A 26,372-nucleotide genomic window follows, 5' to 3' on the forward strand; every position below is an offset into this window, starting at 1 on the left:
AAGTAAAGGCCGCAGCTTCGAGTCTGAGCTGCGGCTTTTTTGTGTTTAAAAGAACTTACTGAACAGCAAGCGCGCTGCAAAGCTGGCGTCGCTGTCGACCAGGGGGCTGTCGGTAATGCTGTCGTCAAACCAGGTGTAATCAAACGCGAGCTGAGTAAATCCGCCAAAGAAAATGGGCGTTGAGATAGAAAAGCCCAGCGCCACATTGGTGGCATTGTCGCCCACATATTGAGGCCGGGCGCTGGTGGCTTCGGACAGTCGCACGCCGTAGTAATAATCAACGTGGTGACTATCCAGGTAACTGACGCTCAGGCTAGGTTCATAGAAAAACGGCCCTGACTTAAAGGCTTTGGCAAGACTAGCCGAGACCTCGTAGCCATCTGACTTATCCAGTACATCGTGAACGGCAGAGACGCCGAACTTCCAGTTTTCACGCTCGTATTTTATGCCCACGCCCGCATCCATGGAAAAGTCGCGCTCTGCCATACCCTTAAAAACATCGCTGTCGGACTCATCGAATCCCTGAAAGCGGGGCGAAGCCTGTAACACAACCTCGATGTCATTCACTTCCAGAATTTCATAACTGATGAAGGGGCCGAGTATGGACAGTTTGTCACCCCGATAGCCGAGTATGGGTAACGGGATCACCCGTCTGTCGTAGCCCTGGTAGATTTCTTCACTGACTCCCAGCCCAATGCCGTACAAGAACCCCTTAGGCTCCATTTGGGCTCTTAAGGCTCCCCGTTCATCTGTTTGCGCCTGGAGCTGGGCAGAAGCTGCAAGCAAGGTACAAATACAAAGCGCGCGTTTTAACATAGTGTATCCTTATCCGAATTCATATTCTGTTGCCATGTAAGACACAAGAGAGACTGCCTGAACATTAACTCAGGCAGTCTCTGGTACGAACTATAGACAAGGATCGTTTAGTCTTGATGTCATTTAAACAAAGAAAGTGGGCCACTGAAGTTATTTAGGTTAGGGAACATGGTGTTCAGTGTACTTGTATCCAAACCCATCCACTGCCCGAAACTGGCTGCATACTGATCAACAGACGTGGTTGGGATCAGACGGCCACCCCCTGCGTCCAGCTCGTGATTAAGTGTCGCTTGCGGGATATCACCATAAATAGTCCCCCCGTTGACTGCGCCACCCATGACAAAGTGATGACCGGCCCAGCCATGGTCTGTGCCGTCTCCGTTTATGGCCAGCGTGCGACCAAAATCAGAGGCCGTGAACACTGTGACCTGCTCACTCAGATTGAGGCTTTCAATCGCAGTATTAAAGGCCACCAAAGCGCCATCCAGTGCACTGTGCAATTTGGGCAGGTTTTGCGCTTGCCCTGAGTGAGTGTCAAATCCGCCCATAGCCACAACATAGACCTGTCTTGACGCCCCAAGCTGCTGGCGGGCGGCGATACTTTTACTGACCGTTTGCAATTGTCTGCCCAGCGATGTTGTCGGAAAGTCGGGCAGTGTCACTGTGGTATTGGCCTGTGCAGTATTAAACTGACTATTTGCCTGATAGGCATTGTTAATGACATTGGTGACGTCTTGCTGCAGAAAGTTCTGTGCATTTTGAGGCTGATTGCTGAAATGCGCGACCAGCTCAGGGTGGTTATCAAATTCTTCCAGGGCTTCTATGGTGGCTGCCTGGCCGCCACTGACATGATATGGGGCGGTTTGTTTGCCGGTCAGCCATAATGCACCATCTGCCGTGGTAATCGCATTAAACGGAGTGTTGCTGGTCAGACCCTGAGCCATGAGTGCATCATTCATTAAGCCTCCCCAGCCAAATTGTGCGCCTTCTGCAGCGCCAGACATCCAGGTTGATTGCTGGTCATTATGCGAAAACAGTCGTGGCGGCAGTCTGGCGGTGTCCTGGGCCATCATAGTTGCTGTAACGGGGCTGAGTAAGGGCCCGACATTGCCAATGACAGCCAGCTTATTTTGCTGATATAAACTGGCCAGCCCAGCTAATTCCGCAGGCAGGGCAAAGCGGCGTGAGCCAAAACGCCCGGGTGTGGCAATAGGTAGCAAGTTAGCCATAGTACGTGGCGTTGTATACTTACCCAGCAGGCTTTGGCGATGAGTTGCCCACTGCGTATAACTTGGTTCGTCATAGGGAATAATGGTGTCGTGATTGTCCATACCACCGTACAAAAACACGCAGACCAGTGCTTTATAATCACCACTTTGAGCCGGACTATTCGCCAGAGCCTGGCCTAACTGAAACATCGATGACGCCATTAAGGAGGCACCGCTAAGTTTGATAAAGTCGCGTCTGTTCATGGTTGCGCTCCTATTTTTGGACTAAATAATCGGGTGAAGTCATCACCAGTAAAATGGCGAGGTGTACGAGTCTTACGGGCTCAGCTTCGTCGTTTTGGGCCACTGTTTGCAATATCTGCTTAATCTGCTGTTTGCTGGTGGCACTGAGCTGACCGGCACACAGCAACAGATCCAGGCGGTTGATTAAGGCATCAGGGTCACTCGCAAGCGCTTGTTCCGCGTCATAGCTTGCCAGAAAGCTCTCCACGGCGTTTTCTGCATTCAGCGGAATATTTTCCTCGTCGTAAACGGCTTGCAGGTCTTCCACATCTACTTCCTGCTGCAGGCCTGTGATGTAGTAAGTCATAAAGTTTGCATAGCCAGTGATGGTGCTGGCATTGGTGATCTGTAGCTCAGGTGCCACCATGCCATTTGACGCACTCACGCTGCCTGGCGCGGTATAGCCCGGGCGGAAGAAGTTAAAAACACTGGGTGAGCGGTAGGGGTGCTGGCCCAGCATGCTGGCATCTCGGGTATCCCAGAGCATTTCCTGATATTCGGGGGTAATGTTTTTTATCGCAAATGCCCGAGCCCATTGAGTAAAGCGCAAAATAGGTTCACGAATTTTACCACCATGAACACCTGCATCCGCTCGGGCTTCTGAATCAAATAAAATGGCTGCCAGTGTTGCTGTCAAATCGCCACGACGACCATCACCGACAGTTGTGCCATCGGGTAAAGTGGCGCGACCACTGCCAAAGGCGCTGGCCACACGGGCGACATAGTCGGGTGAAGGGTTTGACATGACCAGTCTCTGGATAAGTTGTTTAGAGACAAACGGGGGGACATTCGGATGGGCAAAAATATGGTCCAGCGCCTGAGTCACAGAGGCTTTAGGCCCGGTGCCCGCTGCAATGGTGGTGCCTAAAAAGCGTTTGCTTTTCTCGCTGTGATTTTGTGGGTACACGGCCATCGGCAGGGCAAATTCATTTACCTCAGTTTCTTCCGATGTCTCGTAGTCCATGTCTAAGCCGGTAAACACCCGAGCCAGCCCGGTGATGTCCTGATTGGTGTAGAGCTCTTTAATTGCGCCGCTCTGATCTTGTTGGGGCGTACCATCTTGATTCAATGCAACAATGCCAACTGTAAACAATTGCAGTAACTCCCGGGCATAGTTTTCATCTGGCATCCGGCCAGTAACTTCATCTCCTTTGAGGTTGCCCATGTAGGTCAGGTAAAACCCCATAGCAGGAGAATAGGTTACGGCTTCAAGTAACTCTCTGTAGTTGCCAAAGGCATGCTGGATCAAAATGTCCTGATACGAGGCGACTGCTTCGGGAATATCCGTGAGCTCTTCGCCGCCGGCGTTTGACACCACCAGTATCTCCGACAAGGCAAAAGCCATCCTCTGACGCAACTGATCTTCGCCGGCTATAGCATTGCGCCAGAAAGCGACGCTGGTTGATTCGATATACAGAGCATTAAAATCATCTTCTGCGGTGGGCGGAGGAGTAAATTCGGATACAACGGGCATGATCAGGCTGGGTGACAATTGAAGCTGTGCCGTGAACCAGTCTGATGCACTTTTGCCTGTGAGTGAAGTCAGGTCCTCTGGTCGAGCGCCAAAGGTGGCCTGCTGCAAAAACCGGGATGTACTGACGGGTGTTGCAAAGGTTTGATCTGCCAATGGACTATCGTCGTCGGGTGTGTCACCGATGCTGCCATCGTTGTTACCGCTATTATCATTGTTTCCATTGTTATTGTTTTGATTACCTGTACCGGTATCATCACTACCTGAACTGCCTGAATCGGGTAATGAAGGTGCGGGGCTATTTAATGTGTTCTGGTTGCCGTCACTGCCACCGCACCCGGTCAGGCTCATACACAAGCTGAGCAGCAGTATGTTAAGCGGGGTTAATCTAAACATGGTTTCACTCTCTTACTTAGGGATAGAGTAAGTCTAGAGTGAAACGCACCGAAACGGTCATACAGTTGTCATACGGGTTGTTTACAAAATTGTATGCTAACGGCAACGCCTCCGTTCAATGTGGCTTGTTCGCTACGTTTGGTGGTTTCCGGTTCGGGGGCCGGGATGACGGATCTCAATACCGTCTCGGCCATTTTGTGCGCCGGCACGGGATGACGACATAGCGAAGTGTGCTTTGGCGGTAAATAAGTGACTCACATCAGCTATAACTAGTCACGCCGTGCAGAGCGGGTGGGGATCTCAATATTAAATACGGCACCTGGCTGTTGTTCAAGCAGGCATAGCTGCGCTTTGTGTACGTCGCAAATGGCCCGCACTATGCTTAGCCCAAGGCCATTGCCAGGGCGACCACGGCTGATATCTGCACGATAGAACTTATCAAAGACTTTGTGCTGGTCGCCTTGTGGGATCCCGGGGCCATCGTCACCAACTTGTAGCAGGGCGCTGTCGGTATGACTTTGCAGCCTCAGCCAGACATGCGACAGTTCATGACTATGCTCCAGTGCGTTTTCCAACAAATTACAGATCAGCTGACCCAACAGATCTCTGTCGCCGTGGCAGTGTACTGACGGCACAATGGATACATCAAAACGGCGGCCACTGTCTTCAAAGACGGGCAGGTAGCTTTGTGCCAGTTCATCGAGTAATGCCGACAAATCAAACGTTTTAAAGCCCTGTATATGTTTGCCAGACTCAATGGCATTGAGTCGCACCAGATTGTTAAATGTATTGATGACCTGAGCCAGCTCACTGCTTGCTTTATCAATATGGCCTTCCAGTGCTGCCGTGTCGTCGAGGTCCTGATACATACTCTGAAGGCGGTTGGAAATTCGCGATAAAGGGGTTTTCAGGTCATGAGCAATGCCCACTGACATGGTTTTCATATTACCGTGCAGGCGGGTTATTTCGTCCAGCATCTGGTTAATAGCAAGGCTGAGTGCCACAATATCGGGGTGAGAGGTTGAAGCTTCAGTGCGTTTTGAATCAGGTGAGTGCGCCACTTTTTCTAACTGAGCCGATAAATCCTGTAGCGGGCGGGTTCGTTTGAGCTGCAGCCATACAATCACAGCCAAAATGAATGGCAGGCTCAACAGAGCAAACCACCCTGAGAGCTGCTCATAAAACTCGGCTTTTTGAGCGTGCATGTCGTCGCGTTTTTGCCAGTAATGAACATGTAAGTTGTCGGGTAAATCGAGCCTGGCAGAAAGTAGCTCTGTGTCGCCCTCTTCGCCAAGGGAAACACTTTGCCACTGTGCAGAGGTTGCAGCGCTCAGCTCCGTGTTGGCGCCAAAAAGCAGCTTGTCCTGCTCATATATGGAAACCAGCCAGCCGTCATCAAGCAGATGTGCCCGTGCCTCAGTGTCAGACCAGATTACGTCTTCATCCAGTTCGAACTCTTGCAACAGGTGCTCAAGGCCGTGCTCATTCAGCATTATCTCAACCTCGGTCAGAAACTCGCTAAATTCGCTCTGCTGCTCCTGTTTGTCCTGCCAAACAAGTAACTGACTGATGATCCATAGCAGCAACAGCATGCCTGCCCAGAGTGTGCCACCCACCAGGGTCGTTTGTGTCAGGTGATAACGGCTAATCATCAGACTGGCCTGTCAGCAAGTATCCGCTGCCGCGAATGGTTTTGATCATGTCAAAGGCAAAAGGTTTATCCAGTTTGTTGCGCAGCCGGCTGACATGGGTTTGTACCAAGCTGGTTTTGGGGTCGAAGCTAAACCCCCAGACTTGTTCCAACAGCATCGTTTTGGTGATCAGCTGTTCCGGGTTTTGCATCATATATTCAAGTATCTGGTACTCTTTGGGCATCAGTTCTATTTCTTGTCCTGCTCTTATCACCTGACGGGAAGTGCGGTTAAGCGTGAGCTCGCCCAAAAATAACTCTTGTGTGTCAGCACGTAAGGGCTGGCGTCTGGCCAGGGCTTTTAAACGTGCATACAATTCAGCAAACGCAAAGGGTTTAACCAAATAATCATCGGCTCCGGCTTCGAGTCCGGCTACCCGATCGGCTGTATCGCTCAGTGCTGTGAGCATAATAATGGGCGTTTTAACTTTGCTGGCGCGTAAAACCCTGACCGCGTCCAGACCATCCATATTAGGTAACAGGCGGTCAAAAATAATGACATCAAAAGGGGTCGCAGACGCGCTCAACATGGCTTGTTCTGCGTTGTCACAATGCTGTACACGGGCATTGTGCTGTGCCAGTCCGGCACAGATAAAATCGGCGGTATCCGGGTCGTCTTCAACTAATAAAATATGCATACAAACCTGAGGTTATCGTCACTCAGTTAAAGCATATCGTATTTTTGCGTTGGGTTGGCATACAATTTTGTATTGTACTGTGCCTGCGTGTGTGTATAAAATTAAACCAACTCAGGTACAGAATAAGGAAATAAATATGGCAGACAAGCAAGCCGAATCAGGACCTAACCCGGGCCTGTATATTGCGGTTGGTGCAGGGATCGGTACGGCAATGGGGGTGACTTTTGGGGTCGCATTTGACATTCTGGCTTTTACCATTGCTCCGTGCGCCGGGGCTGGCATGGCGCTGAGCGTTGCGTTTTGGGGCGCCAACAAGCAAGCTGATAAATAAGCCGGTAAGTAAGCAGGGCCGACAGGTTCAGCCCTGCAAATTGTTATTCCTGATAGGCGCCTGCGCTGTAAATCAACTCATAGCTGTGGCTGTATATCTCGACTATGTTACCAAACGGGTCTTCCATATAAATCATGCGATAAGGTTTTTCGCCCGGGTAGTAATAGCGGGGTTTTTCCATACGCCTTTTACCACCTGCGGCCACTATTTTATCCGCCAGACCTTCTACATCGGGGTCTTGTACGCAGAAATGAAAAACGCCGGTTTTCCAGTATTCAAAGTTGTTGTCGGGGTTGGTTTGATTGTCGAACTGAAATAATTCGACGCCAATGCGATCGCCGGTAGACAGGTGCGCTATGCGAAAGCGTTTCCAGCCCGGACCAAATACGTCGGTGCACATTTCACCTATGGCGCTGTCATCTTCACTAATTTCAGTCGGCGCCATAATGACATACCAGCCCATTACCTGAGTATAAAACTCGACGGCTTTCTCCAGATCGGGGACCGAAATACCGATATGCGAAAAATTACGTGGATAAATCTGGCTCATAGAATATTCTCCTCTGTTTGAATGATGAACAGGTTACAAACACTCCATCATCAAGTAAAATTATTAAAAATTATCTCAATAAACATATTTTGTAATGGTAAATAACAGCTGGCTGCGAACATTTTGTACCCTTGCCGAAGTCGAACACTTCACACGGACGGCTGAACAGCTGCATATGACGCAATCGGGTGTGAGTCAGCATGTTCAAAAACTGGAAGCGCATTTTGGTGTTGCTTTGCTGCTGCGTGACAGCAAACAAGTGGTGCTGACGGAAGCGGGCAAACGACTGCGTATACAGGCACAACACATACTGCAAAGCTTATCGGATCTTGAGGTTAGTATAGGAGAAGATCCGGCTTTTGAGGGGGAGGTCAAAGTGATGTCTCCGGGCAGTGTGGGGCTTCGGTTATATCCGCATTTGCTGGCACTACAGACGCGTTATCCTAAGCTGATAATCGATCACAGATTTGCACCTAATCAGGCCATTGAAAAAGCTGTAGCCGATGGCGATGCAGATATGGGTTTCACAACCGTGCAGGCAAAGTCGGCCGATGTCATCAGCGAGGTGGTCGCCACGGAACCTTTATTACTGGTGACACCCGCTGAGGTAAGTCAGCCGAGCTGGGAAACGTTGTTATCTTTGGGTTTTATTGATCATCCTGATGGTGCACATCATGCCCAACTATTGCTCAGCGCTAACTACACGCAGTTTCAGAACTGCAGTGAATTTGAGCGCAAAGGGTTTTCTAATCAGATCAGCCTGATTTTGGAGCCTGTGAGCCGGGGCTTGGGGTTTACCGTATTGCCTGCCTATGCCGTTGAGGCTTTTAAAAGGCATGAACAGATACAGGAGCATGCGCTCGATCACCCGGTGAGTGAAACTATATATTTGTGCACGACCAACCGTGGCGTCTTGCCTGCCAGAGTCGACACTGTGATTGAGCATGCTAAAACCAGCTTGTAAGGCCCTTTATATTATTCATGGCTGCACTAAATCAATAAATATTGGCTTAGGACTGGCACATCTGGAACTGAGCCATTACTATGCAGCCAAATGAATCAAAAAGTAGTAAGTAAGCATGTCTTTACCTCCTTGCCCAAAATGTAATTCTGAATATGTTTATCAGGACCAAAGCAATCTGGTGTGCCCAGAGTGCGCCTATGAGTGGAATCCTAACGAAGTCAATGATGACGACGTGGTAAAAGTGAAAGATGCGAACGGTGCGTTGCTGGCCGACGGTGATAAAGTGACCGTGATTAAAGATTTGAAAATCAAAGGCAGTTCTCAGGTCATTAAAATTGGCACTAAAGCGCTGGTTCGCCGTGTACTGGACAAAAAAGACCACGAACTGGATTGTAAGGTCGACGGCGTAGGCGAAATGATGGTGACTGCCAAGTTCGTCAAAAAAGCCTGATTGTTTTATCCCGGCTTTGGGCGCCAGGATGGCGGATCTCAACATCTTCTGAGTTATCCCGACATATTCTTGGCCATCCCAACACTCTTTTAGTCATCCCGTGCAGCGACACGGGATCTACTCACCAACAACGTCTTAGTTCAACTTGGCTTATATGCTGCGCTTGGTGGTTCCCGGCTCAGGGGCCAGGATGACGATTCTCAACACCACCTCAGTTATCCGATGCAACGATAGGGGATTGACGGATCCCAACCCCCAGACTTTCCTGACTGTTAGTTATGTTATAGTGGACTAACCAGTTAGTAAGGAGGAAGGTTATGGGATTCAAAGTAAATCATTACGCGGCGAAAACAATCAGCCGCTCAAATACGATGGATTGGGAAACGGTTGCCATTGAACTCATCATAGGCGCAATCTGCTGCGTTATTGCTATGGCAGGCTACAAAGCCAATATGCTGCTGGTATTTGTGCCAGCTTTGCTGATCACCCTGCTTTGCATTGCCGGTGCCTGCTACAATGTGTATTACTGGATAGTGGAGCGTCGGGAAAAGCGTACAAAACAGTGAACCTGCGCTGTTTCCTGAGCGTACTACTAACACTCGGTTATACAAGGAATACACATTGAAAACACTGTTAATCATCATGATGGCGCTTATCCTCAGCAGTTGTCTGGGTATGCCACAGGGCGTGCAGCCCGTTAATAATTTTGAGCTGAACCGTTACCTTGGTAAGTGGTATGAAATTGCCAGGTTGGATCATTCCTTCGAACGTGGACTTACTCGCGTGACGGCGCAATACAGTATGCGCGAAGATGGTGGCGTAAAAGTGATTAATCGTGGTTTTAACGTCGAAGAAAATACGTGGCGCGAAGCTGAGGGCAAAGCGTTTTTTGTCAACCAGAACGACGAGGCGTATCTGAAAGTCTCATTTTTTGGTCCGTTTTATGGTGCCTATGTGGTGTTTGAGCTGGACCATCAAAACTACCAGTATGCATTTGTGTCTGGTCCAGATACCGACTATTTGTGGCTGCTCTCAAGAACTCCGGAAGTAGACCAGGCCATTATCGACAAGTTCGTTCGCATGGCCGCAGAGCGTGGTTTTGATACCAACTCACTGATTTTTGTCGAGCAGTAGAATCTTGCTCAGCCCAGGGCGAGTGGCAGCTGAATACGGGCTCTGGCACCGGATTTGTCAGTGCGATTAACCAGTGTCAGGCGACCATTGTGTTGCTCAATGATGTTTTTACACAGCACCAGCCCAATGCCTTTACCATTCGCTTTTGTGGTATAAAAAGGCACAAATAGGTTGTCGGGGTTATTAATGCCCTGACCCTCATCCAGAATATCAATAAAGGCGTACTGTGCTGTTTTGCTGGCATTAATCTTGATTTCAGCTGCTTGTGTACTCGCCTCCAGTGCATTGGTAATCAAATTGACCAGCACCTGTTCCATCAGGCTGACGTCTACCTGCAGCGTATAGTGCTGTTCTATTGAACAGCAAACCTGTGATTCATATAAAGTCTGCATTGGGGTCAGCAGGGCGTTTATGGTAATTTCTTTTGGGTGCAGCTGGTGCTGTTTTGCAACACTGGCATAGCGATTAACGAACGACATCAGCCCATCGCTGCGCTGTACAATCACTGCCAGGGCCTGCTCGAAATCGGCCTGAGTGTCCTTACCAGGCTTAAGGGTTTGTAATGTCTGTGCCAACGACTTGATGGGGGAGAGCGAGTTGTGGATCTCATGGCTCAGAATACGGATCATCTTTTGCCAGGCGTCACGCTGTGCCTGACTCACCACCGATTGTACGTCGGTCAGGATCAATAAATGCGCATGACTGTCATTGATGGGGATCTGGCTTTGACGGATCTGCCACTGCTGAGCAAGTGATGGGTGGCTGAATTGCCACTGACCATTAGACTGCGCCAGACTAAAATGATGTGCTCTGGTTAGTCGTTGCGTCTGCCAGGGTTTGCCAGTCCAGTTAGAAAAGGCTTCGTTGGCATGCACCAGTGCGTTGCTTTCGTCAAACACCACAATGGGACTAGGCAGCTGTTCAATTAGCCTAAACAATAAGATGGCCTGATGATCCCGTGCCGATTTATATGCCTGCAAGTGCTCACACAGCTGGCTGGTTTCTGTTTGCAGCTGAGCCAGAATACCGCTTCGATCGTGCGTGTAAAACCGTTGCCCATAATCTTCAAGACGAATGGCTTCGACCGTGTTCGTCAGATGGTAAAAGGGCTGAACAACACGGGTTTTAAAGTTGTGTAGCAGCAGCGCTGCCGGACAAAGTACCACAACACAATTAGTAAATACGCCCAACCAACCACTGCCAAGGCTGAGCAGCAGTGCGGTGCTGAGCAAGGCAAACAGCAACCAGACTATCAGGCAAAATACAGAGACAAGGTGTTCGTAATTTAATTTAATCACGGTTAAGACTGCCGGGTTTTGATGCTAAATTTGTCCATGCGGCGGTACAGCGCACTTTTGCTGATCCCCAGTAATGCCGACGCCTCTTCGACGTTGTCCTGACACTGAGCGAGTGCCATTTTGATCAGTTTCTGCTCGGCCTGCTCCAGCGTGACCAGTTCCTTTACCGGGCTGTTCAGCTCGCTGCTGGCTGGTTTGATGTTCAGCTGACTGGCAGTGATCTCGGCTTCGTCACACATCAGTACCGCCCGCTCCGTAATGTGGCTTAATTCTCGCACATTGCCCGGCCAGTGATAGGCCTGCAGTACTTTACGGGCACACTCTGATAAAGGCGGTTCGGGCAGTTCATAGCGCTGCGCGTGAATCGATATAAAGTGCTCGGCGAGCGGAATAACTTCGTCACTGCGTTGTCTCAGAGGTGGCAGTGTCAGCTCGATGGTATTGAGCCTGAAATACAGATCCTGACGAAATGCCCCTTGCGCTTGCAGAGTATCGAGATCTGCATTCGTTGCGCTGATAAGTCGGCAATCTGCGTGACAGGTTGTGTCGGAGCCGACCGGTTCGTATTCGCCATTTTCCAGCACCCGTAACAATTTAGCCTGCTGAGATTCGCTTAGCGTCGCGATTTCATCTAAAAATAAGGTGCCGCGGCTTGCCTGACTGAAGCGGCCTTCCCGGTCCTGCCTGGCATCGGTGAATGCGCCTTTGACATGACCAAACAGCTCGCTTTCAAACAAAGTATCCGGGATTGCCGCCATGTTAACGCTGACGAGTTTACCTGTTTGCAGGCTTTGCTGGTGGAGGTATTGTGCAACCTGGGATTTGCCCGTGCCGTTTTCGCCTCGCAACAGGATATTGGCGCCGGTCGGGGCGACCCGGTCCAGCTGTTTTTTAAGTGCCTGCATTTGCGGGCTGATCCATAGCAGAGGGTTGTCGGCGGGCGCTTTTTGCATGACCGTAGTGACAGCTTGTCTGGCATGGGCTATGTGTCGTAACCCCAGATGCTTTTTGATCATCATCAGCACTGCGTGGTTGTCCCACGGCTTGGCAAAAAAATCTACTGCACCTCGTTGCATGGCTTCGACGGCCAGATTAACACTGGACCAGGCGGTCATGGCAATAAACGCCGGGCTGGAAGGTATCTGCGCAGCATGTTTTGAGAGGAAGTTGAGACCTTCCTGACCCGAGGTGGTATCCAGCTCATAATTCATATCGAGCAGCACCAGATCGATTGAGTGCTGTGCCAGAGCCTGTGCCGCAGCACTCAGGGTGTCACATTGAATGGTGGTAAAACCGCTGTTTTTCAGCAGTATATGAAGACTCAGGCGAATATCAGCCTTGTCATCAACGATAAGTAAGGTGCCTTGCATGGTTAACAGGCAGGCGCCGTTCGGCGCCTGCATTTCCTCATTTACTTTTTATTAGAATGGTTATTCATTTCTCAGTGCCTTGATAGGGTCCTGGCGGATCACCTTTTGCACCGGCAGATAGCTTGCAATTAGCGCAACCAATAGCATAACCGGAATACTACTCACCACAGCCAGTAAATTGACTTCGACAGGCCCATCGCCAATACGCGACCACAGCAGATAGCCAAGACCGGCAAACAACAGGCTCATAGCCAGGCCGGTGAATATGGGCACGAAACTTTGTTTTACAATCATAGCAATCAGCTTATGTGTATGCGCACCCAAAGACAGGTGAATGCCCAGCTCGTAGCGACGCATCTGGACACCGTAAGTGAGTACACCATAAATGCCTGCACCAGCCAGACTGAGTGTCAGGACGAGCAACGCGACCGTAAGCATGGCCTGCAGCCAGGTTTGTCTGAGTCGCTGACTGAGCATATCATCCACTTTCCTGAAATCCGAGAAGTTTAAGGTCGGATGGATGTCCTTTAAGACGTTGCCCAGTTGCGAGTGCGACAGCGCTCCACTGGCTTTAATAATAAACGCATTGCTGCCTTCGGTCAGAGGTACATAGTAGCGTTCCAGCTCGTACCCTAAAGGGCCTGTAGGCACATACACGTCACCAACAATACCAACCACCTGTCTGGGCGTTTCCTGGTCGATATACAGCGTCTGACCCAGAGGGTTGGTGTCGCCATACAGACGCCTGGCCAGAGAGTCGGAGAGTACAATCTCATTATTGTCTTCACCGGATGCTGCGATAGGCGTGAAGCTACGGCCTTGCGTGATTGGCAATGACAGGGCGGTGAAGGCATCCTGATCGAAAAATGCCAGACTCATGATCCCGATCAGCGCAACCTTTTCGTCGTATAGATAGTTTTTCCAGCCCATGGCCAGTGGTGAGGTGGCGCTGGCCGCAACCGTTTGAATATTGGACTGTGCACTGAGGGTGTTTTTAACCTGTCTGGATAATTCAAATGGCTCAATTTCGGTAGCGCTGCCGTCGACACGGGCGTAATAAAGGTGCTCGGTGTTAAACCCGGTTGGATGTGTCATTTCCTGATAAGCAGGCAATAGCTTATTGGCAGCCAAAAATAACAACAGACTGGCGAACATCACCTGTAGTGCGACCAGAATATGGCGAGTGCGGGCTGAGATCTGTGCACCGGTGCCTTTACCGCTGGCGTGCAGGGCGTTGGTCAGGGCCTGGTAGTTAACCTGGCGACTGGTGATGGCCGCTATTACCAGGGCTAGGATCAGTGCCAGCAAGACTGCAATAATCACGGTTGGCGCATCAAGCGTTAAGGATTGCATGCGAGTAAACAGGTAACTCAGGTCGTCGGCCAGTAGTACGTTGAGCCACTCTGCGGCTAGCAACCCCAAAACCGTTGCGACGCCAATCAACAAGATACTTTCACAAAACATACTGATAAAAATATGTCGTGGCTTGGCACCCAGCGCTACCTGAATGGCCATCGTTCTTTGTTTCTGGGCACCACGAGACAAAAACAGGTTAGTCACATTGGTCAGGGCGATCAACACTAGCACCGCGGCTGAAAATAACAAGCTTAGAGCCAAAGTGTCTCTTTCTGCGATGATCCTGCTGCGTAGCGGTGTAAAGCGGGCACCAATGGCAGTGTCGGGTGCCACATTGTCACGAGACTGATATAAGGCATCGATTTGTTCGCCAAGCGAATGGTTCGCCTGTTCAGGGTTTACGCCCGGCTTAAAACGAGCAATTCCATTAAACTGACTGCTGATGCTGTTCCAGTGACTGGTGGTACTTAGCGGCTCAGGAAAACTGCTAAATCCGCTGATGGGAAAGCTTCCGAAAATTTCAGGTACTTCAAAGTCAGCGGCAGTCACCCCGACGATTTCGTAGGCAACCCGGTTGAGTTGGGTGAAGGACCCGATAACCTCAGGATCGGCGTTAAAGTTGTTCTGCCAGGCCTGGTAGCTCAGTACGAGTACCTTTTGCTCATCGCTTACGCTCTCGTTACTGTTCAGCGTGCGACCCAAATGCATAGGGACGCCCAGCAAAGAGAAGAACTCCGGAGAGACACGGAGAATATCAACTGTGGGGCGTTGGTCTACATCCATCAAACGCGGTGATGTCAGGTGTAGCATCGCCATTTCGTCAATAAACTGCTGATCCTGATGGATCAGAAACTGGGTGGGTAACATCTGAAAGCCATACTGGGTTTCGCCATTAATGGTTTCACTTTGGTCGGTGACCCATAAAGTGTCAGCGTTGGGGTAGGGCAGAGGTTTGGTTAGTAATCTGTGATTGATATTGATCACCACACACAGCGCTGCAAGCGTGAGCGCAAGTGTGAGGATCACTGTAAGACTGAAGCCGGGCAACTTTTTCAGGTTGGAGGCGGCCAGTTTAAGTTCTTCTTTGATCATCCCGCCATCTCCAGATTCACCTCGTCGACCATCACCCCATCAAGCAGAAACAGCTTACGACCAGCCATATCAGCATATCTGGGGTCGTGCGTTACCATACACATGGTGGTGCCTTGTGCATTTAAATCGTGCAGCATCTGCATAACGGCATCACCATTTTTGGAGTCCAGGTTTCCGGTGGGCTCATCAATAAGCAGAATGTCGGGCTTGTTAACCAGCGCACGGGCAATGGCAATGCGCTGCTGCTGACCACCGGAGAGTTGATTGGGTTGATGATCCACCCGGTGGGTCATTTGCACCAGTTCCAGGCATTGCATAACGCGTTCTTTAAGTTGTGAGCCGCTTACAGGGTGTTCACTGTACTTAACGGGCAGTGCCAGGTTGTCGAACACATTCAGCTCATCAATCAGATTAAATGACTGAAAGACAAAACCAATGTGCTTGTTTCTTAAAGTCGCACGCTGGTTGACACTGAGCTGGCTGACATCGTTGCCGGCAATCTGATAGCGGCCGCCAGTTGGCGTGTCCAGCAGACCCAAAATATTGAGCAGTGTCGATTTACCACATCCTGATGGGCCTGAGATAGAGACATACTCACCCTCGTTGATACGCAGGTTAACGCCCCGTAAGGCTTGTGTTTCTAAGCCACTGAGCAGGAAGTGTTTGGTGATATCTGTGAGTTCAATAACGCATTGGTTGTTCATTGTTGTTTCCTTATTTACTCAGGTACACGACCGGCTCATCCTGGTAGGATGCCATATCCGACAGAATAAAGCGCTGCTCTGACTGTGCGCCGGATAGCAACTGAATATACTGTGCGGTCTGGGCGCCATAGTGTACCTCAATGGCGTGTGCTTGTTGGGTATTGGGTTCGATACGGTACAAAGTGCCGGTGCTGAAAGCTCTGGCACCAACAGGTTTGTCGATATAAAGTGCATCCTCAAGGGTGCTGATTTGTATAGTACCTTCAATGTTTAGCTCGGGTCGGGCGCTGTCAGGCAGCATGGCAGGCAGGGCCACTTCGACTTCAATATTGCCGTTTTGCACCATAGGGTTGATCCGTGAAACAGTGCCGGCAATAAGATCAGCGCGGGTATTCACTTGTACCGACTGCTCAAGCTTTATTTGTTCAGCATAGGCCTGTGGGATTTGCAGCTGAGCATATAAATCTTTAGTGCTGCCAACCAGTGCCAGTTGCGCCCCCAGCGGCACACTTTGCCCCAGTTCCACATGGAGTTGTTGTACTACGCCGGTGATCCCCGCACGCACGGTAAGTTGGTCCACTCGGTGCTGAATTAGCTGATGTGCCTCTTCGGCGGCTTCTATATCGGAATTGGCCAGTTGCAAATTGGCCTGATGTAAGGTTTTGAGCTGAGCGATACGGCGCTGTTCAATATCAATGCGCCGCTTCAGCTGGCGATGCTCCAGTATGGTGCGCTGATAATCCAGCTTAGATACGGCACCATCTTCGACCAACCCTGCCTGGGCTGAGACCTCGAGTTCAGCACTTTCCAGCTCAGATTTTAAAATCTCCAGACTCGCCTGGTGCGACAGCATTTCCCGCTGCTGATTAATATCGGATTGCAAATACTGATCTTTGGCTTGTTGCAGTGCTCGTTTTGCATCTTTAAGCGATTGAGCAAGGTTGGCATCTTTGAGCTTCATAATCACGCTGCTGGGCGTGACCTCAGCACCTGGACGCAGCATAATTTCCTCAACAGTGGCCTCACTGGCGGCGCTGATCAGACGTGGCGTACGCGACTTGAGTTGACCAAACCCCGCCACTGAAATGGTCAAATTGCCTTGCCTGACTTTGCCAATCCAGGCACTCTCTGCAGGTAAAGACGCTCGTGCTGTAGGTTGCGTTATTAACCAGCCAACAAGCGTAATGGCTAAAGCAATACCACCCAACCATAACCAGTTTACTTTTATGTTGTTTTTCTGTTCGACCTGTATGTCCATACCAATTCCTCTGTGGGCATTTGGATAGAGTCATTACAAGTGATATGCCAATTTTTAAGTTGTTGTATTATATTGGTTTGTGTGTTTTTTAGTATGGGTTCAGCGTAGTCATTTGTGGAATTGAAATTACGATTTTTGGAAATGGGAGAAGAAGTCTGGACCAGGAATTGCTTCAACACAACGCAAAATTGGTCTAATAACAGGAACGCTACGTTGTTCGGTCAGGGAATGAGTCACGTTCATCGGTTTAAGGCACAAATAGCCAAAAACAAAGTCACTCATCAAAAGCAAATCCCCTTGGCACCAACTACACTAGTCGGATACTGTGTGCAGGCGACCAAGTTCAACAAACGAATATGCATGCTACTGCTGTATGAAGAAAAAAGCATGATCTTTCAGTTCAATAGTGGAGTTTTAGATGAAAAAATATTTAAACGGCATTGTCTCATTTGTCCTTTTGACAATGACCATTTCTTCACATGCAGGTAGTTCAGGGTGGACAGTTGCATCAGAGGTAATAAAGATTGTCAGTGTTGTTAATGGTGGTATAAATGTCCGCCTTTCCCCTGAGTTAAGTGGATGTACTTCTCAAAGCGGATATGGACCTAAATACGCATCAGTTTATCCTAATCACCCAGCGTTAAACGCCATGCAAGCTAACCTACTGGCTGCTTACATGTCTGGTAAAAAGGTATCTCTGTATTTGACAGACGACACCTGTAAAGTGGGTGAAATGGTTATTGGCGGTACTCACAGCGGTCCTCCAGGCTCATAAGTATCAAAATATAGCAATATAGTTCAAAACGGATACAGCCTTGTCAGCTAATGCTTCGCGATTTAACTAATGAGGCTATTCCGTTTAGATGAGCCGTAACACTGAGGTAGAATATGAAAACTCTGACAAGTATTTTAATTAGCGCCTTTTCTCTGGGCTCACACCTAGTCTATGCCTGGGACAGCCAAGTTACAGGGAAAGTGGGGAGCATAGAAGTGCACAGCCCCAAAAGCTCAGCTAAAAATTTAACGATTAGTATTGTTGGTGAAACGAAAATGTGCGCTCTGCCTACAAACAATGACACTGCATATATACAAAAGTCGTCTACGCCCGATACCTTTGAGACAATGATCAGTGTTTTGTTAAGTGCAAAGGCAACTGGTGGTAATGTTCGACTGTACATTAATCATGGCACAGAAGGTTGCCAGGTTCATCGTGTTGATTTGTTATAAATCTAACACGGTGGTTTTGAGTCGGTCACTGTTATCGGATTGGCTTGCGGTGAATCATATTAGATAAAACAGTGCAGAGTGTTCCCCATATTTTGGTTATTAATATTAGGGTATCCTTCAGGCGGCAGCGATTTATTAAGTGAAGAGACCGTGCGTTACTTTATAGTTCCTTTATTATTCTTATTAGCAAGCTGCTCAGAAAAGACGGAGCCATCTAACAAAGATGAGTTTGAGCAGATAGTCAGCTCTTACATGTTGAAACATGACTACGTTGGCCTCTCAATTGCGGCAATTAAAGATGGTGATGTAGTATTTGACCGTGCCTATGGCTATGCGGATCAGAATCGCAAAGAAAAATTCTCTGCCAAAAAAGTCATCTCACTTGGCTCAAATACCAAAACGCTGACTGCGTCAGCTATTCTCTTGCTTCAAGAAAGAGGTTTACTGAACTTATCTGATCCACTTGAAAAACACTTACCTTTTAAATTACAGCATAGTGAAAAAATTACTCTTCAGGAAATGTTATGCCATAGTTCTGATTTATCAGATGTTTTTGGGGTAGGAAGATTTGAAGATTATGTATGGCAAAAAGCGAAATCTCAAAAAGAGTTTATCGATAAGCTTAATTTAGATTCTCATGAACCCATGGCGGGAGAGCGTTATAGGTATAATAATACGGCATACTTTCTTTTGGGTCTGGTTGTTGAACATGTTAGTCATCAAAGCCTGGGCGATTTCTTTAGAGAGTACATCTTTGCGAATATGCCAGAAGCAAATCTGTACTATCTGGGCGACTCTTTTTATTCTCCAATCTTAGCTCCCTCGTTCGAAAAAAATGGATTTAAAGCCAATTTGTATGAATCACCTGTCGAATATCGTGTTGTTGGAGGCGCGGGGGCACTAGCAGGAGATTTGGTTTCGTATTTGCGCATGTTCAAAAGCTTGGTCTCAGGTGAAATATTGAGCCGCGATTCAAGTGCGATGCTGCAAAGCGTGTGCAGGTTTAAGGATGGTTCTGAAGTCATTAATGAGAAAAAGCAAAATATTGGTTTAGGCATTGAAGTTTTTAAAATCAATGGCGAGACCGTGTACTCCCGAGGAGGAGCATTGAATGGCTATGTTTCAGCTGTATATTATTTTCCATCTAGAAAGTTAACTATTGGGGTAACTGGAAACACTTGGGCTCCATTGGCTCCAATGTTGGAATCGTTATTTGAAACAAATTGGCACAATGAACTATAAAAAAGCTAAAACCTGTAAAAGCAAACAATCCTGAGATATCCAAAGTTAGCCATGACTATTTGGGGTAATCCAGAGGATACTTGTGAATGGCTTCAGAGTTACAAAATAAAAGAACTGGTGAAGCGCTCGGCGGTGAATTAGGGATCTTAGTATCAATGTGCAGCAGGCTGTTCTGACCATATCGTGTAAAATCTTGGAATCACACATAGTGTTGCTGGTGTTTGTACTCCAGACAATTACTCCGATGTTTATATTGAAAGGCTCTATGTTGAGTCATCAGGAAAAAGACTTATTGGAGCAACCGAAGATGAAGAAATTCTAAACCGTAACACTTAATCAGGTTTTTACGTGATCATACCATCAGGACCCCCCGGGGCTGATCTTTTGTACACTACTTTACTTACAGCCCAAACTATAAACTGACCAATAGCGGTCTTACAGATTGGTGACGACCTGTTCGGTTGTGTGGTGCAGTACATTACTCTAAATTAGAAGTAAACTTGGGGAGACATGTTAGTACAACACATTCACTACGCACTGGATAGGAAACAGCAAAGAATGGGGCAGGTATCCATCACTTTGATGCTAAATACCTGAGAATTAGTCAGAACTTGGCGTTAGAGGGCAATCATGATTGAAAGTGCGGAAGAGTTTGTCAGGCTTAGAATGAGTGAGAAACAAGCAGAATATACTCGTGCGGCACATGACGAGGCCTCGCTCGAAGTGTGGATTAAAGTTATTGAAAACTATCCAGATATGGCCGTTTGGGTGGCACAAAATAAAACAATACCCTACGAGATACTTGAATTGCTTGCCGATCATTCTGAAAATCGGGTACGTAGCATGGTCGCGAGCAAAAATAAGCTCAAAGAGCCGCTTATGCTTAAGCTAGCAGTTGATACAGATGAAGCTGTCCGCATGTCTATCGTGCGTCATAAAAAAGCCACACTGAAGGTGCTCACCTTGCTCCTTAACGATACATGGTGTGAAATTTCTGATAAAGCATCGGAGAGAATTCACAATGGTAGCCACAAGTGATTAGAGCATAAGTTAAATTTGCATTATGTAGGGGGGTGGATATCAAAAGCAAAGCTAAAGCCATGGTGTGTATGGTCATAATATTTACATTAACTATTGTAAGCTCGCTAACTGTGACCTTGTGCGGAGGGACTCTCACTCAGAATCGGTTCGGGTCGGGCTCTTGCTCATTTGCACAAAGGGAATTCAATGGTTTTGCTTCACCTTTTCAGTTTCAAATAGAAGCAACAGCTATCACCTGGTTGTTAATTATTTTCATTCTGATTGTGTTGGGCTGGTTTGCGTATTATAAACTGTGTGGTCAATGTAGCTCCAAAGATAGGAATCATTGAATTGATAAAAAAATGGCTCTATTAGCTGCCCGTCACTCCCTCACTATGTGAATGCCAGGTAAATAATCATTAACCCTTAAATTTGGGGTAATACGCAAGTGTCTCACTCACTTGCGTATTACCCGTTCTTTCAGCCATTGGAGGATAAAGTTACAGCGCGATTTCTTTTTATCTGCTCTGTTATTAATGGCAGTGTCAGGCCTGCCAGTACCAGTAGCATACCAGCAAGTTGAATAATGGTTACGTTCTGTCCCATCAGCACAGAAACCAGAGCCGCGAATACCGGCACCAAGTTAAAATATAATGAAGCATTGGCCGAGCCCAATGTCTTTACACCATTGTTCCAACACAAGTAGCCAACCACAGTACCGAACACGCCTATGTACAGCATACTTATCAGTAGCGGCCAGGATAGCACTATTAGCTCCTGCACGGGATGCACTTCGGCCTGAAACATGCTTACCACAGACAGCCCAATCAGACCCGCAGCCATGGTAAGCAAAGAAAACTCCAGCGGTGGCAGCCAGCCTGATACTTTTGACCCACACACGGTATAACCCGACCAGGCAAGCATGCCCAGCATGATGGTGAGATCTCCCTTGTTAAGCTGCAGGCTCAAAAGGCTCATCAGATCACCGTTTACCACAACCAGCAATACACCACTAAAAGCGATCGCCAGTTGCAAAAGCTGAACCCGTGCTATCATTGTTCTGTTTAGCAGCGCGGCCATGACGGTTGTTACAATAGGGCTGAGTGCCATAATCAAGGCGCCATTTGTTGCCGAGGTGTGTGATAGTCCAGAAAACAGCGCCAGATTCAGGCCGCCCACGCCCATCATACCTATTATGCCGAGTACGATATACCTGTTTAACGACAGAGACACCATGCGCATTCGGGTTAGACGCATAAAAATAAACAGGCTGATGATTGCGATTGTGAAGCGCCAGATTGATAGCGAAAGCCCGGACATGTGTACCAGAATGTCCTTGGCAACGGGGAAAACACTGCCCCAACAAAATACGCAGATCAGCATCATCACTGTGGTCCGAATGGGTGTATTCATATGTCCTTACTTCTCATTGACTTATTGAATCACTAGTTTATATTTTCCATTCAAGGTAAAGAATGCCGTTTTTTGAGACTTTAAATTCCAATAATGAAAGCTAGCTATTCACTGGACGATATGCGGTTGTTCTGGGTTGTGACACAACACGGCAGCTTTAGTCAGGCGGCGCAGAGCCTGAACATGCCAGTTTCAACTCTGAGTCGGCGGATCAAACAGCTGGAAAACACCCTAGGATTGAGGCTGCTTAACCGCGATGCTCACCGCGTAACACTGACAGGCAGCGGGGCACAATACGCTCAACGCTGCGGGCCTTTGCTGGGTGAGCTCCAAGACATCAGCGATGCTTTATCGGCGCAAAGACACGAAGCACAAGGTTGCATTCGTATCTCAGCTCCAAACAACCTCGCTCAGCACCAGCTTGCCCATATCTTTAGCGCTTTTTTACACGCGTATCCAGCAATTAAGATCGAGTTATCGCTGTCAAACCGAAATATCGATATTGAGGGGGAGCACATCGACATTGCATTTCGTGCCAGCGAGCATTTCCCACTGAATTGGATAGCCCGGCCACTGGGGTCCATAGAATCCATCATTTGTGCCAGTCCGAACATGCCACTCAGCGGTGATATAGTGCATCCCGAACAGTTGCTGGATTTACCTGTGATCCTAAGTAACCCGGTGCGAACCTGGAAATTACACAACCAACAGAGCGGCGAGCAGTTTAGCTACACACCCGGCGCAATGGTCCGCCTGGAAGCCGACGACCTGAATCTGGTTTCACAAGCCGTCACTGACGGACTGGGTATTGGCTTTATTCCCCGCTTTATTGCACAGTACCAGATAGCTTGGGGCCAGATGATCCAATTGGCCAACCACTGGACAGGTCAGCCAAGACAGCTGACTATGCTCTACCACGACCGCGATAATATGCCGCACAGATTGCGTTTATTTATTGATTACATGCTTGAGCACTACGGCTCAGTTAATCCAAACCTGCGCGGTGCAAATTTGGTTATTCCTGATTGAGAAGGCGTTCTTTGACGAGCTCCTGGTCGCGGAGTTAGATGCACCTCATCAGGCCCGCTTCCTCTAATTTTATCTCGAACGCTTGCGAGCCGGGAGCCAAACAAATACGGGGCAGCTGATCCCGTGAAAATGCAAGACTTACAGTATCCATTTTCATTCTAGCCACCTCTGGGCTGGTCATTGCCTAAACACAACACCTTGCTAAATAGGGAAAAAATGGGTCTAATTGTATGCATAAATAACGTTGTTCAGGCAGGGAGTGAGTCAGGTTGTAGCGGTTTAAATCACACACGGTTCACAGCAGAAGTGACTCATCAAAAGCGAATTCCCATAGCATAAACCACAACAGCCAGATATGGCGTGCAGGTAGCGGCCCAGTTCAACAAGCGATTATGCGTAATTCGTACGCATGAATACTAAAGCGCTATATGCCAGAGTAGTTCTATGGAGTTTTTTAGTCTAAAAGGGAAAAGCGTTGGAGTTGTCGACAAATATGGATGCGTACCGATTTTATCTAGTAAACAGCTTCCATATAAAGTTATTGAACTGTACGCTGGCTCTCTCTGTATTTTAAAAGGAAGCTGTTTAATTGCTATTGCAATTAGAAGTGGTGTTTATTTGTACAATGAAGAGGGCGTAGAGATAAAAAATGTGGTTTCAATACCACGCAATTACTCTAGTGATTTCTTTCTTTACTCTGAAGGGAGAAAGGTAAAACGAATTGATAATGAAATAGAACTATTAAGTTGTGGTTCTTTTTATTCTAAAAGAAATTACATGAAGAAATTGTTTTCTAATTATAAGTATAAACGCTCCATACATTTCGGAAATGAAAGAAAAGTTGCCTTAACTGCAACAAGAGGTTGGGATAGCATTTTTGACCCTATCCTTGGCCGGGATGGAAGCTCAATACATAAATTAGTTTATAAACCTAAGTTTATATCACCGATACAGGCATTGATCTTATTTTCAATTCAAATAAGTTTTTCTTTTGATAGTTAAGTAATGTGTAATGAGGTAATTATGAGCGGACGTCTAAAGCATGGCCGGTGCTCATTTTTCGCTAATTTTAGCAAAGTCTAATACGCCACATGTTGTGGTATTGTAAATAAAGTTGAATATGCAATATGAGTTGAGCGGTGAAATTGAAATTAGATTTTGTTCAGTTTATTACACTGTAATAATTGATGGTAAAAAGGCGCCAAATTTGTCTATGATTTCACACAAGTTGAGTTACTAAATGGCCCCTATTTGGGCGCTTACGAGCTGGGAGCTAGGAAAACACAGCAACTTGTCAAATTGAAAAAATAGGTCTGTTTGTGAGCATAAATACGTTATTCAGGCAGGGATTGAGTCACATTCTATCGGTGTTAATCTCAAGCGATGAAGCGTAGAGTTCAAGCATATATGCCAAAGCGCTCTATGGATAACTAAATCTTTTAACTTCCTGGAAGAATAATGAAAACACATCTTTTCCTGTTACTTACGACTCTAGTGGCGAGTAGTGCTGTATATTCAAAAGAATGGTTCAATATTCCTTACGTTAATCAAAATGAAACCGATGCATACTTAGTCGAACGTGGTGTACTTGATATTCATTGTCCAAAAGGCACACAAAACCAGCCCGTTATTATCTGGTTCCATGGTGGGGGCTTAAGATCTGGCGAAAAAGCGCTGCCTAAAAGATTGTTAAATCAAGGTGTGTGTGTTGTTTCACCGAATTATCGTCTTTACCCAAGAATTAAAGCGCCAAGCTACATCGAAGATGCTGCAAGAGCTGTGGCCTGGGTATTCAAAAATATTAAAAATTACGGCGGCGATCCGAGTAAAGTCATCTTGTCCGGTTATTCCGCAGGTGGCTATCTCGCACTGATGGTGGGTATGGATACCCAGTGGCTGGCAAAGCATAATATAAATGCAAGCAGACTTGCGGCGCTTGTTCCGTTTAGCGGCCATACTATTACTCACTTTACAGTGCGCGATGAGCGCGGCATCAAAGGCGAACAACCCATCATAGATGCGTTCGCGCCGCTCTACCACGTACGTAAAGATGCACCGCCCATCACATTGATAACCGGTGACAGGGAGCTAGAACTGCTTGGTCGCTACGAAGAAAATGCGTACTTTGAACGTATGATGAAAGTAAACGGTCACACAGCGACTCAAATTTATGAACTCGATGGCTATGGGCATAACATGGTAGAGCCTGCACTGCCGCTGCTGTTAAATATTGCTAGAAAATATGAATAGGGCAACAGCCTGGTAGCGTTGCAAATTGAATCTGCCGAAGTGTGGCAGACACGTCTTAGAATAGATATCCTTTGTTTCTTTTATGAAAAGTAAATGACAAGATGCTACCAGGGCTGAATTTATGCTTAGCTGCAGCCTGCTACAAATTGTGATTTTATGCATTCAGATCCTGTGAAACACCTTGTTCAAACCGCTCCAGCTTCTCCGCTACCAATTTGTTGTGTGTCAGATACAAATAATCACTATACAAGCACAGTAAACGCCTGCAGATTACGCGTTTTTTCAATTGTGCCTGTTCAGTCGGTCACTGACTTTGCCCTGGCGCGCGTGAGTTATCTGATGGACTTGTTTAAGCTGGGGCTGATATTTAATACTGCCCAGTCAGTCACATTTGTCCCATCAATATAAGGGGGTAATAACGTCTGCGGCTCATATTCACTTCGATAGAATTCAACCGGTAACGCAACGTGGGTTTCAACAATGAGTATTTGATTTTATTTTTATCGGGGCGTGAGTTAAACATTCCAGTCAACAGCATGGTGTATTGTTTTGCTCTGTCATTCATCCTGGCCTGCTATGATTAGAAGGTTGGATGTAGCAGTGCACGCGATTTAACGCGATACCAGATCTGGATTTAGGTTCAGGGTATGTGAAAGACCAGGGTAAAGGAGAGAAACATGTCATATGTAGATTGTTTTGTCGCAGCAGTACCGAATGACAATAGAGAAAAATATATTGAGCACGCAACAGTATCAGCGGTCGTATTTAAAGAGCATGGTGCGTTAGAAGTTGTAGAAAATTGGGGTGACGATGTACCGCAAGGAGAAGTGACTTCTCTGCCTCTGGCGGTTAAGGCGAAGGATAATGAAGTTGTGGTCTTTTCTTGGGTAGTCTGGCCGACTAAAGAGGAACGTGACGCAGGTTGGCGTGCCATTATGGAAGACCCAAGAATGTCTGCGGAAAATAACCCGATGCCATTTGATGGCAAGCGCCTAATTTACGGCGGGTTTAATACGATACTTACTGCATAGTTACCAGGCCAGGCAAACAGCTCATGCAAAGTACTTACATTGTGAAACCCCTCCACTAACGAAGCTAACTAGTGGTTTCGCAGTGTAATCTTGAGTTTTGTGGTATTGTCTGAATTGAATTTGGTGGTTT

The 26,372-nt window shown here is 47.6% G+C and carries 25 protein-coding genes; 13 read left to right on the top strand and 12 right to left on the bottom strand.

Annotation, left to right across the window (positions count from 1 at the left end; genetic code table 11):
• Positions 1-45: 45 nt before the first annotated feature.
• The 5 genes from CWB98_RS07375 to CWB98_RS07395 form a co-directional block, all read right to left on the bottom strand.
• Positions 46-816, bottom strand: a complete 771-nt coding sequence (locus CWB98_RS07375) for a MipA/OmpV family protein (protein WP_138544272.1) — start codon at positions 814-816, stop codon at positions 46-48.
• Positions 817-935: 119 nt separating this feature from the next.
• The gene (locus tag CWB98_RS07380; RefSeq protein WP_138544273.1) at positions 936-2,288 is read right to left on the bottom strand and encodes a DUF1501 domain-containing protein; all 1,353 of its coding nucleotides are present in this window, start codon (positions 2,286-2,288) and stop codon (positions 936-938) included.
• 10 nt (positions 2,289-2,298) lie between these two features.
• Positions 2,299-4,194 carry a DUF1800 domain-containing protein gene (locus CWB98_RS07385; protein WP_138544274.1) on the bottom strand — a complete coding sequence of 632 codons (1,896 nt, stop codon included), beginning with the start codon at positions 4,192-4,194 and terminating at the stop codon, positions 2,299-2,301.
• Positions 4,195-4,463: 269 nt separating this feature from the next.
• Positions 4,464-5,846, bottom strand: a complete 1,383-nt coding sequence (locus tag CWB98_RS07390; RefSeq protein ID WP_138544275.1) for a HAMP domain-containing sensor histidine kinase — start codon at positions 5,844-5,846, stop codon at positions 4,464-4,466.
• A complete protein-coding gene (locus tag CWB98_RS07395; protein WP_138544276.1) occupies positions 5,839-6,522 on the bottom strand; it encodes a response regulator transcription factor in 684 nt (227 codons plus the stop codon). Before CWB98_RS07395 ends, CWB98_RS07390 begins: the two co-directional genes overlap by 8 nt.
• Before the next feature lie 136 nt (positions 6,523-6,658).
• Here CWB98_RS07395 and CWB98_RS07400 point away from each other — a divergent pair, with 136 nt between their 5' ends.
• On the top strand, positions 6,659-6,853 hold the full coding sequence (locus tag CWB98_RS07400; protein WP_138544277.1) for a hypothetical protein: 195 nt from the start codon (positions 6,659-6,661) through the stop codon (positions 6,851-6,853).
• Between the two features lie 43 nt (positions 6,854-6,896).
• Here the strand turns inward: CWB98_RS07400 and CWB98_RS07405 are convergent, their stop codons facing one another.
• Positions 6,897-7,403, bottom strand: coding sequence for a lactoylglutathione lyase family protein (locus CWB98_RS07405; RefSeq protein ID WP_138544278.1), 507 nt, complete (start codon positions 7,401-7,403; stop codon positions 6,897-6,899).
• A gap of 94 nt (positions 7,404-7,497) precedes the next feature.
• Here CWB98_RS07405 and CWB98_RS07410 point away from each other — a divergent pair, with 94 nt between their 5' ends.
• The 4 genes from CWB98_RS07410 to CWB98_RS07425 all read left to right on the top strand — a co-directional run bounded on the left by CWB98_RS07410 (position 7,498) and on the right by CWB98_RS07425 (position 9,952).
• Positions 7,498-8,367, top strand: a complete 870-nt coding sequence (locus CWB98_RS07410; RefSeq protein WP_138544279.1) for a LysR family transcriptional regulator — start codon at positions 7,498-7,500, stop codon at positions 8,365-8,367.
• A gap of 115 nt (positions 8,368-8,482) precedes the next feature.
• Positions 8,483-8,818 (top strand): zinc ribbon domain-containing protein YjdM, encoded by a 336-nt coding sequence (locus CWB98_RS07415; protein ID WP_138544280.1) that lies wholly within the window; start codon positions 8,483-8,485, stop codon positions 8,816-8,818.
• A gap of 317 nt (positions 8,819-9,135) precedes the next feature.
• Positions 9,136-9,384, top strand: coding sequence for a hypothetical protein (locus CWB98_RS07420; RefSeq protein ID WP_138544281.1), 249 nt, complete (start codon positions 9,136-9,138; stop codon positions 9,382-9,384).
• 76 nt (positions 9,385-9,460) lie between these two features.
• The gene (locus tag CWB98_RS07425; protein ID WP_432765879.1) at positions 9,461-9,952 is read left to right on the top strand and encodes a lipocalin family protein; all 492 of its coding nucleotides are present in this window, start codon (positions 9,461-9,463) and stop codon (positions 9,950-9,952) included.
• Between the two features lie 8 nt (positions 9,953-9,960).
• Here the strand turns inward: CWB98_RS07425 and CWB98_RS07430 are convergent, their stop codons facing one another.
• From CWB98_RS07430 to CWB98_RS07450, 5 genes are read right to left on the bottom strand one after another with little or no spacing between them, the layout of a single operon-like run.
• Complete coding sequence (locus tag CWB98_RS07430; protein WP_138544283.1) at positions 9,961-11,250, bottom strand: sensor histidine kinase; 1,290 nt, start codon at positions 11,248-11,250, stop codon at positions 9,961-9,963.
• A gap of 2 nt (positions 11,251-11,252) precedes the next feature.
• Positions 11,253-12,653 carry a sigma-54-dependent transcriptional regulator gene (locus CWB98_RS07435; RefSeq protein ID WP_249364637.1) on the bottom strand — a complete coding sequence of 467 codons (1,401 nt, stop codon included), beginning with the start codon at positions 12,651-12,653 and terminating at the stop codon, positions 11,253-11,255.
• 27 nt (positions 12,654-12,680) lie between these two features.
• Positions 12,681-15,068 (bottom strand): ABC transporter permease, encoded by a 2,388-nt coding sequence (locus CWB98_RS07440; protein ID WP_138544284.1) that lies wholly within the window; start codon positions 15,066-15,068, stop codon positions 12,681-12,683.
• Positions 15,065-15,772: an ABC transporter ATP-binding protein gene (locus tag CWB98_RS07445; RefSeq protein ID WP_138544285.1), complete on the bottom strand. Its 708-nt coding sequence runs from the start codon at positions 15,770-15,772 to the stop codon at positions 15,065-15,067. Before CWB98_RS07445 ends, CWB98_RS07440 begins: the two co-directional genes overlap by 4 nt.
• A gap of 10 nt (positions 15,773-15,782) precedes the next feature.
• On the bottom strand, positions 15,783-17,030 hold the full coding sequence (locus CWB98_RS07450; RefSeq protein WP_138544286.1) for an HlyD family secretion protein: 1,248 nt from the start codon (positions 17,028-17,030) through the stop codon (positions 15,783-15,785).
• A gap of 418 nt (positions 17,031-17,448) precedes the next feature.
• Here CWB98_RS07450 and CWB98_RS07455 point away from each other — a divergent pair, with 418 nt between their 5' ends.
• From CWB98_RS07455 to CWB98_RS07470, 4 genes are all read left to right on the top strand, one after another.
• Positions 17,449-17,805 carry a hypothetical protein gene (locus CWB98_RS07455; RefSeq protein ID WP_138544287.1) on the top strand — a complete coding sequence of 119 codons (357 nt, stop codon included), beginning with the start codon at positions 17,449-17,451 and terminating at the stop codon, positions 17,803-17,805.
• A 113-nt stretch (positions 17,806-17,918) separates the two neighbouring features.
• A complete protein-coding gene (locus tag CWB98_RS07460) occupies positions 17,919-18,257 on the top strand; it encodes a hypothetical protein (protein ID WP_138544288.1) in 339 nt (112 codons plus the stop codon).
• 78 nt (positions 18,258-18,335) lie between these two features.
• A complete protein-coding gene (locus CWB98_RS07465) occupies positions 18,336-19,499 on the top strand; it encodes a serine hydrolase domain-containing protein (RefSeq protein WP_138544289.1) in 1,164 nt (387 codons plus the stop codon).
• A gap of 630 nt (positions 19,500-20,129) precedes the next feature.
• The gene (locus CWB98_RS07470; RefSeq protein ID WP_138544290.1) at positions 20,130-20,537 is read left to right on the top strand and encodes a HEAT repeat domain-containing protein; all 408 of its coding nucleotides are present in this window, start codon (positions 20,130-20,132) and stop codon (positions 20,535-20,537) included.
• A gap of 462 nt (positions 20,538-20,999) precedes the next feature.
• On the opposite strand, the gene CWB98_RS07475 is transcribed toward CWB98_RS07470, so the two are convergent.
• Entirely contained in the window at positions 21,000-21,932 is a 933-nt protein-coding gene (locus CWB98_RS07475) for a DMT family transporter (protein ID WP_138544291.1), read from the bottom strand.
• Between the two features lie 93 nt (positions 21,933-22,025).
• On the opposite strand from CWB98_RS07475, the gene CWB98_RS07480 reads away from it, so the two are divergent.
• The 4 genes from CWB98_RS07480 to CWB98_RS07495 all read left to right on the top strand — a co-directional run bounded on the left by CWB98_RS07480 (position 22,026) and on the right by CWB98_RS07495 (position 26,242).
• A complete protein-coding gene (locus tag CWB98_RS07480; protein WP_138544292.1) occupies positions 22,026-22,961 on the top strand; it encodes a LysR family transcriptional regulator in 936 nt (311 codons plus the stop codon).
• A 444-nt stretch (positions 22,962-23,405) separates the two neighbouring features.
• Positions 23,406-23,963: a hypothetical protein gene (locus CWB98_RS07485; protein ID WP_138544293.1), complete on the top strand. Its 558-nt coding sequence runs from the start codon at positions 23,406-23,408 to the stop codon at positions 23,961-23,963.
• A 456-nt stretch (positions 23,964-24,419) separates the two neighbouring features.
• Positions 24,420-25,211, top strand: coding sequence for an alpha/beta hydrolase (locus tag CWB98_RS07490; protein WP_138544294.1), 792 nt, complete (start codon positions 24,420-24,422; stop codon positions 25,209-25,211).
• A 677-nt stretch (positions 25,212-25,888) separates the two neighbouring features.
• Positions 25,889-26,242, top strand: coding sequence for a DUF1428 domain-containing protein (locus CWB98_RS07495; protein WP_138544295.1), 354 nt, complete (start codon positions 25,889-25,891; stop codon positions 26,240-26,242).
• Positions 26,243-26,372: the final 130 nt, after the last annotated feature.

The organism is Pseudoalteromonas rubra, from assembly GCF_005887115.1.
Classification (GTDB): domain Bacteria; phylum Pseudomonadota; class Gammaproteobacteria; order Enterobacterales; family Alteromonadaceae; genus Pseudoalteromonas; species Pseudoalteromonas rubra_F.

Coding starts and splice junctions, on each gene's coding strand:
- CWB98_RS07375 (WP_138544272.1), bottom strand. CDS start 816: ATGTTAAAACGCGCGCTTTGTATTTGTACCTTGCTTGCAGCTTCTGCC.
- CWB98_RS07380 (WP_138544273.1), bottom strand. CDS start 2,288: ATGAACAGACGCGACTTTATCAAACTTAGCGGTGCCTCCTTAATGGCG.
- CWB98_RS07385 (WP_138544274.1), bottom strand. CDS start 4,194: ATGTTTAGATTAACCCCGCTTAACATACTGCTGCTCAGCTTGTGTATG.
- CWB98_RS07390 (WP_138544275.1), bottom strand. CDS start 5,846: ATGATTAGCCGTTATCACCTGACACAAACGACCCTGGTGGGTGGCACA.
- CWB98_RS07395 (WP_138544276.1), bottom strand. CDS start 6,522: ATGCATATTTTATTAGTTGAAGACGACCCGGATACCGCCGATTTTATC.
- CWB98_RS07400 (WP_138544277.1), top strand. CDS start 6,659: ATGGCAGACAAGCAAGCCGAATCAGGACCTAACCCGGGCCTGTATATT.
- CWB98_RS07405 (WP_138544278.1), bottom strand. CDS start 7,403: ATGAGCCAGATTTATCCACGTAATTTTTCGCATATCGGTATTTCGGTC.
- CWB98_RS07410 (WP_138544279.1), top strand. CDS start 7,498: ATGGTAAATAACAGCTGGCTGCGAACATTTTGTACCCTTGCCGAAGTC.
- CWB98_RS07415 (WP_138544280.1), top strand. CDS start 8,483: ATGTCTTTACCTCCTTGCCCAAAATGTAATTCTGAATATGTTTATCAG.
- CWB98_RS07420 (WP_138544281.1), top strand. CDS start 9,136: ATGGGATTCAAAGTAAATCATTACGCGGCGAAAACAATCAGCCGCTCA.
- CWB98_RS07425 (WP_432765879.1), top strand. CDS start 9,461: ATGATGGCGCTTATCCTCAGCAGTTGTCTGGGTATGCCACAGGGCGTG.
- CWB98_RS07435 (WP_249364637.1), bottom strand. CDS start 12,653: ATGCAGGCGCCGAACGGCGCCTGCCTGTTAACCATGCAAGGCACCTTA.
- CWB98_RS07440 (WP_138544284.1), bottom strand. CDS start 15,068: ATGATCAAAGAAGAACTTAAACTGGCCGCCTCCAACCTGAAAAAGTTG.
- CWB98_RS07445 (WP_138544285.1), bottom strand. CDS start 15,772: ATGAACAACCAATGCGTTATTGAACTCACAGATATCACCAAACACTTC.
- CWB98_RS07450 (WP_138544286.1), bottom strand. CDS start 17,030: ATGGACATACAGGTCGAACAGAAAAACAACATAAAAGTAAACTGGTTA.
- CWB98_RS07455 (WP_138544287.1), top strand. CDS start 17,449: ATGAAAAAATATTTAAACGGCATTGTCTCATTTGTCCTTTTGACAATG.
- CWB98_RS07460 (WP_138544288.1), top strand. CDS start 17,919: ATGAAAACTCTGACAAGTATTTTAATTAGCGCCTTTTCTCTGGGCTCA.
- CWB98_RS07470 (WP_138544290.1), top strand. CDS start 20,130: ATGATTGAAAGTGCGGAAGAGTTTGTCAGGCTTAGAATGAGTGAGAAA.
- CWB98_RS07475 (WP_138544291.1), bottom strand. CDS start 21,932: ATGAATACACCCATTCGGACCACAGTGATGATGCTGATCTGCGTATTT.
- CWB98_RS07480 (WP_138544292.1), top strand. CDS start 22,026: ATGAAAGCTAGCTATTCACTGGACGATATGCGGTTGTTCTGGGTTGTG.
- CWB98_RS07485 (WP_138544293.1), top strand. CDS start 23,406: ATGGAGTTTTTTAGTCTAAAAGGGAAAAGCGTTGGAGTTGTCGACAAA.
- CWB98_RS07490 (WP_138544294.1), top strand. CDS start 24,420: ATGAAAACACATCTTTTCCTGTTACTTACGACTCTAGTGGCGAGTAGT.
- CWB98_RS07495 (WP_138544295.1), top strand. CDS start 25,889: ATGTCATATGTAGATTGTTTTGTCGCAGCAGTACCGAATGACAATAGA.